Origin of the sequence: Holdemania filiformis DSM 12042 (genome assembly GCF_000157995.1) — a bacterium.
Classification (GTDB): domain Bacteria; phylum Bacillota_I; class Bacilli_A; order Erysipelotrichales; family Erysipelotrichaceae; genus Holdemania; species Holdemania filiformis.
Window position 1 is genome coordinate 46434 of record NZ_GG657553.1, and the last position, 15217, is coordinate 61650.

The window sequence follows — 15217 nt, forward strand, 5'->3', positions numbered from 1 at the left end:
GATGGTTTTGATCGCCAGCGGAGTCCGTGATCCAAGAAAAGAGCCTGTTTCCAGCCAATCCTTCGGGGTGCAGGGGAAGCCGCGGCTCTGTGCTAACGATGAACGCAAGGATGAACTCTGCCTGTATTCTGCTTTTTAATGGATATGTAAAATTTCTAATTTCATGGTAATGATGGATTACTTATTGAAATTTTAGCTGAGCGGTTCCTTGTTAAAATAAGCGTGTTCATTGGAGGTGTTTCATTCATGACCCAAACGATAAAAAAAGACCGAGTCGGAATGAACCTGACGGAAGGTTCCATTCTGCGCTGCCTGGTGATTTTTGCGATTCCGATCGTGCTGACCAATCTGGTCCAGCAGCTGTATTCGATGGTCGATCTGGCGGTTATCGGCCAGTATGTCGGCACCCTGGGAACAATCGGTGTCAATACCGGCGGTGAGATCGCCGACCTGGTCGCACCGATTGCGATGGGCTTTTCCACCGCAGGGCAGATTTATATATCCCAGCTGTACGGCGCACGGGAAGAGGGGAAGATCAAGAAAACGGTCGGCACGTTGTTAAGCTTTATGATACTCATTTCAATCGTGCTGGCACTCGCGGCGATTTTCTTTCATACGCCGATTCTGAATCTGATCAACTGTCCGAAAGAGGCGATGGATCAGGCGAGTGCTTACATGGTGATCACGGCGATCGGATTTCCGTTTATCTTCGGTTATTACGCTGTCTGCGGAATCCTGCGGGGGATGGGCGAATCCAAGCGTCCGCTGATCTTTATTCTTGTGGCGGCGGCGATCAACATCGTGCTGGATCTGGTGCTTGTGGCAGGCTTCCACATGGAAGCAGCCGGGACGGCGATCGCCACGGTGCTGGCGCAGATCGGATCGTTCGGCGCGGCGTTTATTTTCATGCTCAGAAACCGTGAAAAGTTTGACTTTGAAGCCAAGTTGTCCTATTTTAAGCTGGATGGCGAAGTCATGAAAATTATTATTAAGCTGGGAATTCCGCAGGTGGTGCGCAGCTTATTAGTTCGGTTCTCCATGTTGTGGGTTAATTCGACGGCCAATTCCTACGGCGTCATCGTATCCAGCACCAACTCCATCGGCAACAAGCTGCAGAAGTTCCTGGAAGTCTTCGTTCAGGGCGTCGATACCGCATCCGCTTCAATGGTGGGGCAGAATCTGGGGGCGCGGAAGATTGAACGGGCCGGCAAAACAACGATCTATACGCTGGGATGCACGTTAGTCTGCGCGACGGTGACCAGTCTGTTATGCCTGTTCTGTCCAAAGGTGATCTTCGGTCTGTTTACTAAGGATCCGCTGGTTCTGGATCTCGGCGTTACCTTCTTACGCATCTTCATCCTGCACTTCTTCGTCTCCGCGGTGATCGGTGCCTTCCAGGCCATGGTCACTGGCTGCGGTTTCGTCGAACTGGGATTTGCGATCGGTATCCTGGACGGCGTTGTCTGCAAGATCGGTCTCAGCCTGATCTTTGTCAATCTCTTCCAGATGGGCTATCAGGGCTTGTGGTGGGGCGTCGCCTGTTCGCGGATACTTCCATGTCTGATCTGTATCGGCTATTACTGCAGCGGGAAGTGGAAAACCCGGAAACTGCTGACATCCGGTTCCTGAAGGGAACGATCAAGCGGTCAATTCGGGATCGGCGAACGAACCTCCCTTTCTAAACCGATCCCGGTTCCGACTGACTTGACAGGCAAAGGAATCGAAGAAGAATTCTAGAAGTAAAAGGAAAATCAGAGAAAAATGGGGAAAGCGCGGTCTGTAACAAAACAGCCCGCTTTTTTTCGATGGCTTTCCATTGCCGGCGAAGGGCTCATGGCGTGAGAGGTGTCAATCTAAAGTTTTCCTGCCGGCAAGTGTCAGATCCTACAAGAAAAAAGGAGGAAAACAGCGTACAATAAAAACCAGAAGAAAAAGGGGGAAGTTCATGCCATCGACACAGGAACAGCGGCATGTTTACTATGACCGCGATTTGGAAATTGAAGCGTACAATCTGGGTGGAATTGTTCAGAAGTTTCCAAACCATTTTCATGAATTTTATGTCCTGGGTTTTATCGAAGGGGGAAAACGGCATCTGTGGTGCCGGGGCGAGGAATATGACGTGAGCGCCGGGGATCTGATTTTATTCAATCCGCGGGATAATCACTATTGCGCTCCGATCAACGGTGAGATTCTGGATTACCGGGCGGTGAATATCAACCCGGATGTTATGCGCAAAGCCGTCAGGGAAATTACCGGGCGGGATCAGCTGCCGCGGTTTACGCAGAACGTTGTGCCGCAAAGCGAAATCGCATCCTTGATCGCAGATGTGTATGATGCAATCTTAAGCGGGGCGCCGAAGCTGAAAAAAGCCGAAGCTTTTTATTTTCTGATCGAACAGGTGCTCCAGGAATATGCAGTAGATTTTGATCAATGTCCCGCTCCGCAGCCCAACCCGCAGATTCAGGCGTTGTGTCAATATATAGAGGACCATTACGCAGAGAATATCACGCTCGAAGAGTTGGCCGGGCGGGCCGGGTTTGGCAAGTCGTATCTGCTGCGTTGTTTTACCCAGCAGATCGGCGTGTCGCCTTACCGTTACTTACAGACGATCCGGATCGATCGGGCCAAGAAGCTGCTGGAACAGGGAATTGCGCCGATTGAAGCGGCGGCTATGACCGGCTTTGCGGATCAGAGTCATTTCACCAATTACTTTAAAGACTTTATCGGTCTGACGCCGAAGCAGTATCAGCGGATTTTTACCCAGCCGCAGGAAAGCGCGAATCCGGATCATGAATAACGACCGGCAGCGGATCGGCCAGGCCGCGACGCTGGTCACGATTCTGATCTGGGGGACGACGTTCATTTCCACCAAGGTTCTGTTGGATACGCTGTCTCCGGTGGAAATTCTGTTTCTGCGGTTTAGCCTGGGCTATCTGGCTTTGTGGCTGGCCGCTCCGCGAAGGCTGCGGTTGACCGACCGGCGGCAGGAAGGCTTATTCGCATTGGCCGGACTGTGCGGCGTTACCTTATATTATGGATTTGAAAATTTGGCGCTGAGCGCAACCCGGGCGTCGAACGTCGGGGTAATCATCTCCATCGCCCCTTTCTTTACCGTCCTGTTCAGCGCGGTTTTCCTGAAAGAGAAACGGCCAGGTCTGCGCTTTTTTGCAGGGTTTCTGATCGCTATGGCAGGCATTATGCTGATCAGCTTCAATCAGGAAGCGGTTGAGATTCATCCTGTCGGCGACGGGTTGGCAGTGCTGGCCGCGATGATCTGGGCAGTCTATTGTTTGCTAAGCCGGCGGATTTCCGAGCTGGGCTATAACGTGCTCTTAGCGACGCGGAGAACCTTTTTTTATGGCTTACTCTTCATGCTTCCGCTGACGTTCACGCAATTCTCAGTTTCACTTCCGACGATCCTGCGGCCGGAAATCCTGTTCAATTTAGTCTTTTTAGGATTGGGGGCCTCCGCGCTGTGCTTTGTCACCTGGAATCTGGCCGTCGGAATTTTGGGTTCGGTGAAGACCAGCGTTACCATTTATATCGTCCCTGTGATCACCGCGGTCGCTTCCGCGCTGGTTCTCCATGAACCGCTGACGCCGAAGGTGATTCTGGGGCTGGCTTTAACGTTAGGCGGCCTGGTGCTGTCGCAGAAAACAAATCAAGAAAAGGAGCAGAAAGAACAATATGGAACACTCGAATGAAAAATGCGTCATGGTGATCAACGCCGAATTGCCCTTGGGCTTAATCGCGAACACCGCCGGAATTTTAGGCGTCACCTTAGGCAAGCTGGCGCCGCAGATCGTCGGCGAGGATGTTGTCGATCAAAGCGGAAATTCCCATCTGGGCGTCGTCGCGATCCCGGTTCCCATTCTCAGCGTATCCAAGGAGAAGCTGAAAACCATCCGGGAACAGCTGTATCAGCCGGAGTTCTCCGACCTGATCGTCGTTGATTTCTCTGACGTCGCGCAAAGCTGCAAGAACTATCCGGAATACATTGAAAAGGCCGCCGCGGTGACCGAAGAAGAAATCACGTACTTTGGCATCGGCATTTATGGGCCGAAGAAGCGGGTAAACAAGCTGACCGGCGATCTGCCGCTGCTGCGCTGAACCCTGTTTTGTCAGGGGGAAACGACGTGGACTCAGGAAGTCTTAAATAATCAAGGGGAAGCGATTCTGCCGCCGCTGGAAAACAGCGTGACCTGGCCGGTAGAAGAAAAATGGCTGGTGCGCGCGGAAGGTGGCGGAACCCAGACCCCGCGCCTGGTACTCTATGATCTGGAAGGAAACCCAAGGAAGGTGCTTGAGGGCGCGGTGAATTTTACCGTGGATTACGCAGGCGGAGAAGTGTTCTACCGTTATGTGATCGGAGAGGAAAATCATGCGTTTCAGCTTGAAGCCGATGAACAGGGCGGACTGGTGTTCATCGAGTGGGAAGGAAACGAACAGACCCCTACGCTGTCAAGACCCGATGAAACGGAGCGAATCCTGCGGGAAAATCAGGATTCCAGTCTTCTGGGCATCAGCGATGGGGTGACGCCGGTGAAGCTGACGGCCGGCGGTCAGACGCTTGCGGAAGCACCGGGCCTTTCCTTGATCGAGAAGAATGTGTTCAAGCAGGCGCAGACTGTGGACAGGCAAAGACTGCAGGCAAAAGAAATGACGCTGCGGACAAGCGACGGCCGCTGGGAATCGGAAGTCTGCGAAGCGATCGGCTTGTTGAGCGAGAACAAGCTCGCCTTTTGTCAGGATCAGAAATGGGGCTATTGGCAAGGCGCCGGGGAATAACCGGGTCTTGCCTTTTTCCTGATCAATTTCTTTTCAGCTGTAACTCGGATCGTTGAAATAATCCAGAGAATCACAAGACATTTTAATGCTTTTAAGCCCGCTTCGTGGTATATTATTGATGTGAAAACAGGAGGATATATCATGAATAGAAAACCTTTAGTTCTTGTTGTCATGGACGGCGTCGGATTAACCGATAAGGACAACGGCAATGCGGTCAAGCATGCCTACACTCCGAATCTGGACGCGTTGATGGCAACCTGCCCAAATACGAAAATCAAAGCGCACGGAACCGCGGTCGGTCTGCCGAGCGACGCTGATATGGGAAACTCCGAAGTCGGTCATAATGCGTTAGGCTGCGGCCAGATTTACAGCCAGGGCGCAAAACTGGTCAACGAGTCGATTGAAACCGGCGCGATTTATACTTCGGATACCTGGAAGGAACTGATCGCCAACGCCAAGGGTCACACGCTGCATTTCTTAGGTCTGTTGTCGGACGGCAATGTTCATTCCCACATCAAGCATCTGGAAGCGATGATCCGCGAAGCGAAAAAGGAAGGCGTGGAACGGGTTCGCCTGCACGTCCTGCTGGACGGCCGCGATGTTCCGGAAACTTCGGCGCTGATCTATGTGGAAGAAATTGAAAATCTGTTGGCCGAGCTGAGCGACGGCACCTTTGATGCAAAGATTGCCAGCGGCGGCGGACGGATGGTCATTACGATGGACCGTTACGAAGCCAACTGGAATATGGTGGAAAAGGGCTGGCATATCCATGTCCTGGGCGAAGGCCGTCAGTTTGCTTCCACGAAGGAAGCGATTGAAACCTATCGCGACGAGCTGCACTGCTCAGATCAGGATCTGCCGGGCTTTGTCATCGCTGAAAACGGACAGCCGCTGGGAACGATCGAAGACGGCGACAGCGTAATCCTGTTTAACTTCCGCGGCGACCGCGCGATCGAAATCTCCAAGGCATTTGAAATGGCGAACTTCGACGCGTTTGACCGCGTCCGCTTCCCGAAGGTGGTTTACGCGGGTATGCTTCAGTATGACGGCGACTTGCACATCCCGGAAAAATTCCTGGTGACGCCGCCGCACATCACCAACACGTTATCCGAATATCTGGTGAAGAAGGGTATCCGTTCCTACGCGATCTCGGAAACGCAGAAATTCGGTCATGTCACTTATTTCTGGAACGGCAACCGTTCTGAGAAATTTGATGAAAAGCTGGAAACCTGGGTTGAAATTCCTTCTGACGTCGTTCCATTTGAGCAGCGGCCTTGGATGAAGGGCGCGGAAATCAGTGATGAACTGATCAAAGCGATTGAATCCGGAGACTATGACTTCTACCGCGTCAATTATCCGAACGGCGACATGGTAGGGCATACGGGCAACTATGAAGCGACGATCATCGGTATGGAAACCGTCGATCTGTGCCTGAAGCGTCTGATGGATGCCTGCGATAAAGCGGGAGCGATCATGATTGTCACAGCCGACCATGGCAATGCCGACGAGATGGAAGAAAAGAAGAAGAATCCGGAAGACAAGGCGAAACCGAAAACTTCGCATACGCTCAATCCGGTTCCATTCATCATCCGCGGGGCGGACATTGAATTAAAAGACGGCGATTTCGGTTTAAGCAATGTCGCGGCGACGGCCGTCGAGCTGATGGGCCTGGAAGTTCCAGAAGGCTGGAACGAAAGCATGTTGGCAAAGAAGTAAAAAAGTATTCCGCAGAACAAACAATCCCTCTGAGTTGTGGTATCATTAACTCAGAGGTTTTCTTTACCCGCGACGATGCCGGAAACCGCGGCATTCCGCAATAAACTGAATTTGAGAATTTGCGGCGGCCTGGAAGTTTCAGTACCGGTCAGTACTGTCGGGCAGACGGGAAGGCTGCGGATTCAATTCGAAACTTGATTCGGGTTAAGAAAATCAGATTCCCATTCCCTGAGACATTTATCAAAAAGGAGGAGAATTATGCGAAAAAGATTATTGATCATCCTGGCCTGCGGCCTGTTGGCGAGCGCCGGCTGCACAACCGCGGTTGAACAACGGACATTCAGCGAAGATGGAAAAACAGCCGTTGCTTATCAGGAAACGTTGTTGGAAACGCAGAACAAACAGACTGAACAGATTGCGGCCCAAGCAACGGGCGGAACGCTGGATAATCCCGTCGTGATTGTCAATCCGTATGGCTTAAGTCCGCTGAGCGCTTTGATTCAATTCGACACTGAAACCGCGGAACCGGTCACGGTCATTGTCAAAGGCAAACAGCCGCAGACGGACCTGACCTGGACTTATGAACCATCAACCTCGCATTGCTTGCCGATCATCGGATTGTATCCGGAACAGAAAACCACGGTTCAGCTGATTGTCGATGATATGGTGAAAGAGCTGGAGATTGAAGGTCAGGCTCTGCCAGAGAACGCGTTTATGGCCGAGGTCACAATCGAACATCAGAATCCGCAGCCGAATCAGCTGATCTTCACAACACCTTCCAGCACCGGCTATGCCACGGGCTATGACAGTCAGGGCGAAATCCGCTGGATTTTGAATGTGATGATGTTATGGGATTTGAATTTACTGGAAGACGGGCGGATCACGCTGAGCACGAACCGGCTGCTGGACAGTCCCTACTACACGACGGGATTTCTGACGATGGATTTACTGGGTCATATCGACGCGGAATACAGTGTGCCGGGCGGATATCATCATGATCTCGATCAGCTGCCCAATGGGAATTTCCTGATCGCTTCCGATGACTTCAGCGGATCGACTGTGGAGGATGTGATCGTGGAGGTGGACCGGCAAACTGGGACCATCGTGAAGTCCTTTGATCTGAAAACGATCCTGCCGCAGGATCAGGGGAAGAGCTTGAACTGGACGGCTAAGGATTGGTTCCACAACAACAGCGTCGATTATAATCCGGCGCAGAACACGCTGACGGTTTCCGGGCGGCATCAGGACGCTGTGGCGGTGATCGACTACGATACACAGGAACTGATCGCCATCATCGGTTCGCCGGACGGCTGGCCGGAAGAAATGCAGCAATATTTTCTGACGCCGACGGGTGAGAATTTCGAATGGCAGTGGGCTCAGCATGCCGCAACCTGGCTGGACGATCGGCATATCATGATGTTTGATAATGGAATGTACCGGTCGAAGACCGAAGAGAACGCCGTAGCGGCAGAAGATAATTATTCCCGCCTGGTTGTTTATGAAGTCGATTTAGAGGCCAGGACAATCCGGCAGGTCAAGGAATATGGCAAAGAGCGGGGGTACGCTTATTATTCCCCGTATATCAGCGACGTTGATTTCCTGGGAAATGACCAGTGGCTGGTGACTTCAGGCGGAATTTCCTGGCTGGACGGCAAGATTAATAACATGCCGGGATCACTGACGACTTATGATCAGATGGAAGCCTATGTGACCCTGATCGAAGGGAGTCAGGAACAGTTTGAAATTAAAATCCCGGCGAATATTTACCGGGCTGAGATGATCGATGTTTCCAAGACGACGATGACACCGTTGGAATCCGGAAGGTTATTGGGGAGTCTGGGCGTTACGGCATATCAAACGGAAGACGATCTGGAGTCCAAGCTGAAATTCAGCGAAGCTCAGCCGATTGACGGGGAACTGGCTGCGAAACTGACGTTAACGCAGGAACAGGATCGCTTGATGGTCACGGCAACGTTAAACAAGCATGATAACCTCGACCTCATTCTGGCGAAGCAGGAGGAAGTGCGGATTTATCCGGTTCAGACGGATACGCAGCCGGGGATGTGCGTGGCGGTTTTCAACCAGCCGAAATCGCCGGACGTCGCAACGTTAATCCAGACGGTCAGCGCGGAAGGGCTGGACGGAACATGGCATGTGTACTACCGGTTCAATAAGCAGCTGATCGACGCGCGTCAGATCTATCGGAACTGACGATGGGACAGAAAGAAAAACAGAAACAGGCAGCCTGGGCAGAAGCTAAACGCCGCTGCCGGTTAAGTGTAAAAGAGATTGAGATGGCTAAACAATTGGGGATGACGCCGAAAAGCTTAATCAAGAATATTCCTGCGCCGTCACAATCCTGGAAGCTTCCAGTGAAGGATTGGATCCGGTCGTTGTACTTTGAAAAATTCGGCGGGGATGAGGAAGATGAACTTCCTTTCTGAATTGTACGATTTTCATTGATGGTATAAAAAAATCGGGAATGAAGGAGTTCCCGATTTTTTATGCCTTTTTTATTTCTCCTGACGATAACATTGGTAACGGAATGAATATTGATCTGCGTGGTAATAAGTTTCCGTGTATTCAAACGGCGTATTGTCAGTAAGATACGAAATATGCGTACTGAGGACGACGTCCCGTTTCTCGCTCATTTCTAATGCCTTTTGGATTTCCTTACTCGGCATGACGACGCTGATGGTCGTATCATTGTAAGCCAGCTGTAAATTCAATTTTTCTTCTAAATACTGATACAGTGACTTTTCCAGATAAGTAATGTCTAAATATGGCACTTTGACAACAGAAATGTAATTATAACTGACGGCCATCGGCTTTCCATCACCTAAGCGCAGTCTGATAAAATAATGGATAAAATCATTCTCTTTGAGGCCGAGCTTCTCCATGATTTCCGGAACTTCTTTCGCGCAGATGACAGAATACTGAAGCAGTTTAGCTTCTGTTTTAATTCCAGCGCGCCGGTGTTCTTCGGAAAAGGAAAGCATTTCCGGTATTTTCCGCTCGATTCTCGGCCCGCGTACAAAACTGCCCTTGCCTGGAATCCGTTCGATGTATTCCTGATCAGAAAGGTGAGTCAGCGCTTTATTTACAGTCATACGGCTGACGTTAAACTGCGCGCACAGCTCGTTTTCAGAAGGAAGCTTATCTCCGCGATGAACTTTTCCGTGTTTGATTTGTTTAATGATATACTCTTCAATCTTCTGATATTGAAGCTGTTTCTTTGCCATGGTGTTCCTCAACTCTCTATTCGAAATCATTTTACCATAAATATCCAAGAATTCGTATTTCTTCAGATGGAATTACGAAGTAACTAGCTTGCTTCCCGCTTTTTTATGGAACTGCGGATCTGCGGCAAGGAAAGGATTGATGCCCAGCTTGTAGGGAATCCGCGATGAAATGATCTGCAGCGGCAGAATGTACTCTAAAACATGGAAGTCCGGATCGTCAGTCATCGGTAATAAACAATCTTTGTTTGTCGTGATTGAAGGCGGAAGCTTCCCGCCGATGATATATTGATGATTGGTCGTTTCCTTGATCACAGAATGGATTTTAATCAGTCGATCTTTTTCATAGGGATCCGGACTAGCAAGATAAAGGAGTCGGGTATCATTTTGGATTGAATTGTAGATACCGTGACAGAATTCTTCCAGCTCATAACCAACGATGCCGAAACGGAGAGTTTCCAACATTTTCAGCGAGCCTTCCAGCACATTGGCATAGTTATTGCCATAGCCTAACACCAGGATTCTCCGGCCTTCGATTAATTCTTCTTGGATTGCGTCCACCCAGCGAGTCGCCGCAGGGATGATCGCGTCATAATTAGTAATTACAGTGTTCAGCCGTTGAATCAGATCCTCAGCTTCTGAATCGCTGATTCGTTTCAAACACAAAGCACCTTCGATTCCAAGCAGCCACAAAATGAGGACGGTGGCGGTGTATCCCTTGGTTTTGGCAATGCTCAGTTCCGCGCCGCATTCCATAAGCAGATGAACGTCGGATAATCGGAAAATCAAGCTTTTTGAATTTTCACTTAAACCGGCGGTCATGCATTGATGCGTCTTCGCTTTTTCCAGGGCATCCGCGGTAGAGTAACTGTTTCCACCTTGGGAAATTCCCAGTACTAACGTATTTTTTGAATAGATTTTCTGCTGGGTTGTGAATAAAGAAGGCAATTCAGCGCGAACTCGGATTTGAAGCAGATTTTCCATTATTCGCCGGGCGGCCAACGCTGCGTGATAAGAGGTTCCTGAACCGCACAGAACAAGCTCATCAACATTCTTTTCCTGGAGCAGAGTACAGAATGGACGGGTGATCGTTTTTCGTTTCTGAAGAATATTCAATAATACGTCTTTTTCTTCCAGAATATAATCATACATCGTGATCTCAGTCATCGTGTTTCCTCCTGTTTCAACATCGGGATACCGGAAACAAACGTTTGAAGAATCTGATAGTCATCATTATAAATCGTAAGATCTGCCTGATATCCAGTTTCAATCAAACCTAAATGATCGTCAAGTTTCAACATACGCGCCGGATTGATCGTCGCTGCGTTGATGGCGCAGACTTCATCAAGGCGCCCTAAGGTTTGAAGATTACGGACGGACTGGATCATCGTTATACAGGATCCCGCAAGCCGGCCGTCAGGGAGCCGGCCGACGCCATCTTCGCCAATGGTGACCTTGCGGTCGACCGATTCATAATAACCTGGCTTTAATCCTTTATAACGGGAAGAATCGGTAATGACAACCAGACGGTCTTTGCCTTTGCACTTGCCGATAATATTGATAACGGAAGGATGAACGTGAATGCCGTCGGCGATGACCTCAGAGTATAGATCGTCACAGGATAACGCAGCCCCCGGCAGTCCTGGCTTTCGGTGATGAAGCGGATTCATACTGTTGAAACAATGAACGACAGAGGTTGCGCCATCCTCAACCGCCTGCATCATTTCCTCATAACTGACGCCGGAGAAACCCACTGCAACTTCCAATCCGGAAGCGGCGCAGTGCTTTAAAAGCTGATGCTGATCATCTTTTTCCACAGCAATGCCAACGCGGATGATATGTCCGCCGGAAGCTTCCATGAAACGCTTAAATTGCGCGATATCTGGCTTTTGAATTAAATACTTATCATAAGCGCCGGGATATTCGTGAGAAGTGTAGGGACCTTGCAGGAAAATTCCAGGAATATGTGCGCCGTTCTCATTTTTATCTTCCATGACGGAGCGGATAGCTTGAAGTGCCTGAAGAATCCTGGGTTCCGAACGCGTCACGGTGCCCGGTAAAAAAGAAGTAACACCTTCCTGCGGTAAATACTTCTGCCAGATCCGAATGGTTTCGGGATCTCCGTCGGAGGCGTCGCCGCCCGCATAGCCATGGGTATGCACGTCGATCAAGCCCGGGATAATCCGGGCGTGGCCATAGGATTGGGAATTCTTCAGGATACCTTTGTGAATTTCGGTGATTTTCCCATTTTCCAGTTTTAAGGTAGCGGGAATAAATTGTTCGTGGATCCAGACACGTTGACTGCTGATAAAGACCATTAGCGATTCTCCTTTCCGCTGATTCGTGATCAGCACCTGACTACTTTGTTGTTGATTAAATTATATACCATGAACGTTCAAATTGGAATAAAAATATATACAAGTTTAAAAATATGTATTGCATAACTGCGGATTTTATTTATAATGAAATCATAACAACCCGATGAAGTAAGGAAAGGTAATCATTTCTGAATGAATAACACTTCATCATACAAGTCGGTTATCAGAATGTAGAAAGGAGGACCGCGGCAGTTCAGTATTTCGACAAGATACTTTCCACATAATGAAAGGGGTAGACTTATGACAATCTTACAGATTTTGTTACTCACTCTGTGGGCAGGCTTCTCTCAGGTCGATCAGATGACGTTCAACCTGCTGCCCAGCGGCATTATCCCGACGGCAATTTTTACAGGACTTGTGGTTGGAAAACCAGAATTGGGATTACTTGTCGGAGGCACGCTCCAATCTTACGCCTTAGGTTTAGGAATGTTTGGCGGAGCTTCGATTCCTAACTATCCGGTTACAGCGATTATCGTCGTCGCCTTGTCCGCATCCGCTGCGGATGTACCGGCAACGATTGCCTTGATTGGTATTCCGGTAGCAACGCTGACAGTTCAGATTGATGTTTTTGGCCGCTTCTTAAATACTTTCTTCCAGCACCGTGCGGATAAATACGCGGCTCAGGGTAATTCCCGGCAAGTTGCTTTCAGCAATCATTTAGGTGTTTTAAGCTGGTCCTTATCGCGGATGATCCCTGTCTTTGTTGCTTTATGCTTAGGGCCAACCTTTGTTGATACCCTGAATGCGATTATGCCGCCGTGGCTCAGTTCCGGTTTATCCATCGCTGCGGGGATGTTCCCGGCTGTCGGGTTTGCGATCTTATTAAAATATTTGCCAATCCGCTCCAATCTCCATTTTTTAATCCTGGGTTTTGCGTTAACGGCATGGGCGGGAATGCCGACCTTGGCTGTGGCGACGTTCGGCGCGGCCGCCGCAATTGCCGTTTATTACCAGGCGGGAAAGACCGGGAAATCCAATGCTGGAGGTGAAATTGATGAGTAAGCAGTTTACAAAAAAAGATATCCGCAGATTATCCTATCGTTGGTCATGGAATCGGTCGTTAGCCTGGAATTATGAGAAAATGATGACAGCCGGCTACATGACGACGATGCTTCCGGTTATTGACAAGCTTTATCAAGATGATCCGGAAGGGCGGAAGAAAGCCTTTGAAACGCACAGCGTGTTCTTCAACTGCGAACCAAACCTGACCAATATTATTCTGGGGATGGACATCGCGATTGAGGAAGAAATGGGGGCTGAAGGTCTTGAGACTGTCGCGGGGATTAAGGCCAGTTTAATGGGGCCGTTTGCAGGTATCGGAGATACGTTGTTTACCAGCGTCTTAGCGACAATCTTTGGCTCTATTGCGGTGACGACCGCTTTGGAAGGCAGCTATTTTGGAATTATCTTATGGGAAATCTGGTTGTTCTTCGTGATGTTTGGATTGCGTCCTTATTTGATGCAGTTAGGTTATACCCAGGGCATTAAGCTGGTTACAACTCTGAGTGGAAAACTAAATCAGATTACACAGGCTGCCAGTGTTTTGGGGATTATGGTTGTCGGCTCCATGGTCGCTTCTTTGGTAAAGGTGAATTTTGGGACGCTGACTATCATGGGTACAGAATTTGATCTGCAGACGAAATTATTTGATGCGATTATGCCGAAGTTCGGCGCGGTTCTGATAGTCGCTTTATGTTATTGGGTTTTAGGTAAAATCGGCATGAAATCTTCGCGTCTGATCCTGATGATTATGGCGCTGGCAATTCTCTGTTCCTTCCTTGGTGTTTTGGTGCCATAAGATGAAAATCATTGTCAACGCTGACGATATGGGATATAACCGAGGTGTCAGTGAGGGAATTATCGAGGGTTATGAAAAGGGAATCGTTACATCAACCACCGTGATGTGCAATATGGATCAAGCTGCTCAAGCCGCTCAACGGCTACGATCGGTTCCGGGACTCGGAACTGGGGTTCATTTAACGTTGACTTGCGGAAGGCCGTTGACAAAAGCGAAAACGTTAGTGGATCAGCATGGTGATTTCCTGAAAAACACACAGTTTTATAAAGTGTATGTTGATCCCGCTGAGGTGGAAGCTGAATTCCGTGCCCAAATTGAAAAATTTATCGAATTGTTCGGCCGCCGACCGACTCACTTGGATTGCCATCAGGGTTGTTACGACGGACAGACATTGACAATGGCGCGCGTTGGCGGAATTGGCGAGGAACATAATACCGAGGAAATTTTGGCTGTAACGTTGGCTTTGGCGAAAGAGTATCAGCTTCCGATGCGGCGTCATTGCGAATACTTATGGCTGAGCTCCTATCATGGTGAACAAGCGACGCCTGAGCATTTTGTGGAAATGTTAGAGGAACATGCCGATGCAGAAAAATTGGAGTTTATGGTTCATCCAGGCTGGTGCGATTTAGAACTATATCAAAAAAGTTCTTATAGTTTAGAGCGGGTTCAGGAACTGGCCGGACTTTGCGATCCTAAACTGAAAGAAGAGTTGAAGTTACGGAATATTGAACTAGTTCATTTCTAATACTGAGGAGCAGTCGTCTGTGTTTATGACATAACGGCTGCTTTTTTTGATATAGGAATTAGGCTTAGCCTGAATAGCGAGAGTTTTTTTCGTTTAAGAATTTTTAAATTTGATTCAGCTGAGCCATAACCATTTCAGATTGATTGGCGAACTCTTTTGAGCTATAATGAGGGTGTAAAATTAACTCAAAAAAGTATTTTTTAATTTTTTTAATGATTTTAGGGGGCTTTTTTCGATTTTCCGCAATATTAATGATAGGAGGTATCCTATTATGCAGAGAATCGACCGGCTCAGAACTTTAACCAAACAGGAAATTCAAAAAGTCAGATTTGTGTTCGCTCCCACACATCCCGTCTTAGCGGCTTTGGATTATCGGAGTAACGATCTCTTTCGTTACACATTTGGTTCAGAGGATCAACTGTCCAATAAAATCCTGATCGCTTTTCTATCGGATTTGCTCGGCATTCGGATTGTCCGGCTGCAGATCCGGGAGAGTGAACCGGTGAAAGCAAATGAAGGTGAAAAAGGGATTCGCTTTGATCTGTTAGTAGAG

15 protein-coding genes are annotated in these 15217 nt (G+C 49.0%); 12 read left to right on the forward strand and 3 right to left on the reverse strand.

Features of this window, described 5'->3' with window-relative positions; translation table 11 throughout:
• Nucleotides 1–246: 246 nt before the first annotated feature.
• From HOLDEFILI_RS02650 to HOLDEFILI_RS02685, 8 genes are all read left to right on the forward strand, one after another.
• Nucleotides 247–1629, forward strand: coding sequence for an MATE family efflux transporter (locus HOLDEFILI_RS02650; protein ID WP_006057842.1), 1383 nt, complete (start codon nt 247–249; stop codon nt 1627–1629).
• 316 nt (nt 1630–1945) lie between these two features.
• Nucleotides 1946–2797 carry an AraC family ligand binding domain-containing protein gene (locus HOLDEFILI_RS02655; protein ID WP_006057843.1) on the forward strand — a complete coding sequence of 284 codons (852 nt, stop codon included), beginning with the start codon at nt 1946–1948 and terminating at the stop codon, nt 2795–2797.
• Entirely contained in the window at nt 2790–3704 is a 915-nt protein-coding gene (locus tag HOLDEFILI_RS02660; protein WP_006057844.1) for a DMT family transporter, read from the forward strand. Before HOLDEFILI_RS02655 ends, HOLDEFILI_RS02660 begins: the two co-directional genes overlap by 8 nt.
• Nucleotides 3688–4110, forward strand: coding sequence for a DUF2000 domain-containing protein (locus HOLDEFILI_RS02665; protein WP_006057845.1), 423 nt, complete (start codon nt 3688–3690; stop codon nt 4108–4110). Before HOLDEFILI_RS02660 ends, HOLDEFILI_RS02665 begins: the two co-directional genes overlap by 17 nt.
• Nucleotides 4111–4197: 87 nt before the next feature.
• A complete protein-coding gene (locus HOLDEFILI_RS02670; protein WP_006057846.1) occupies nt 4198–4788 on the forward strand; it encodes a hypothetical protein in 591 nt (196 codons plus the stop codon).
• Between the two features lie 141 nt (nt 4789–4929).
• Nucleotides 4930–6504, forward strand: a complete 1575-nt coding sequence (gpmI, locus tag HOLDEFILI_RS02675; RefSeq protein ID WP_006057848.1) for a 2,3-bisphosphoglycerate-independent phosphoglycerate mutase — start codon at nt 4930–4932, stop codon at nt 6502–6504.
• 258 nt (nt 6505–6762) lie between these two features.
• Nucleotides 6763–8715, forward strand: a complete 1953-nt coding sequence (locus HOLDEFILI_RS02680) for an aryl-sulfate sulfotransferase (protein WP_006057850.1) — start codon at nt 6763–6765, stop codon at nt 8713–8715.
• A 2-nt stretch (nt 8716–8717) separates the two neighbouring features.
• Nucleotides 8718–8948, forward strand: coding sequence for a hypothetical protein (locus HOLDEFILI_RS02685; RefSeq protein ID WP_006057851.1), 231 nt, complete (start codon nt 8718–8720; stop codon nt 8946–8948).
• 69 nt (nt 8949–9017) lie between these two features.
• Here HOLDEFILI_RS02685 and HOLDEFILI_RS02690 read toward each other — a convergent pair whose 3' ends face one another.
• From HOLDEFILI_RS02690 to nagA, 3 genes are all read right to left on the reverse strand, one after another.
• Entirely contained in the window at nt 9018–9746 is a 729-nt protein-coding gene (locus tag HOLDEFILI_RS02690) for a GntR family transcriptional regulator (protein WP_039863778.1), read from the reverse strand.
• 72 nt (nt 9747–9818) lie between these two features.
• Entirely contained in the window at nt 9819–10910 is a 1092-nt protein-coding gene (locus HOLDEFILI_RS02695) for an SIS domain-containing protein (protein ID WP_006057853.1), read from the reverse strand.
• Complete coding sequence (nagA, locus tag HOLDEFILI_RS02700) at nt 10907–12061, reverse strand: N-acetylglucosamine-6-phosphate deacetylase (protein ID WP_006057854.1); 1155 nt, start codon at nt 12059–12061, stop codon at nt 10907–10909. The genes HOLDEFILI_RS02695 and nagA overlap by 4 nt, the downstream gene beginning before the upstream one ends.
• A gap of 300 nt (nt 12062–12361) precedes the next feature.
• Here nagA and HOLDEFILI_RS02705 point away from each other — a divergent pair, with 300 nt between their 5' ends.
• The 4 genes from HOLDEFILI_RS02705 to HOLDEFILI_RS20010 all read left to right on the forward strand — a co-directional run.
• Nucleotides 12362–13123, forward strand: a complete 762-nt coding sequence (locus HOLDEFILI_RS02705; protein WP_006057855.1) for a PTS mannose/fructose/sorbose/N-acetylgalactosamine transporter subunit IIC — start codon at nt 12362–12364, stop codon at nt 13121–13123.
• Entirely contained in the window at nt 13116–13919 is an 804-nt protein-coding gene (locus HOLDEFILI_RS02710; RefSeq protein WP_006057856.1) for a PTS system mannose/fructose/sorbose family transporter subunit IID, read from the forward strand. Before HOLDEFILI_RS02705 ends, HOLDEFILI_RS02710 begins: the two co-directional genes overlap by 8 nt.
• Nucleotide 13920: 1 nt before the next feature.
• Nucleotides 13921–14664 carry a carbohydrate deacetylase gene (locus HOLDEFILI_RS02715; RefSeq protein WP_006057857.1) on the forward strand — a complete coding sequence of 248 codons (744 nt, stop codon included), beginning with the start codon at nt 13921–13923 and terminating at the stop codon, nt 14662–14664.
• Between the two features lie 271 nt (nt 14665–14935).
• The coding region (locus HOLDEFILI_RS20010; protein WP_006057858.1) for a hypothetical protein at nt 14936–15217 on the forward strand (282 nt) is incomplete at its 3' end.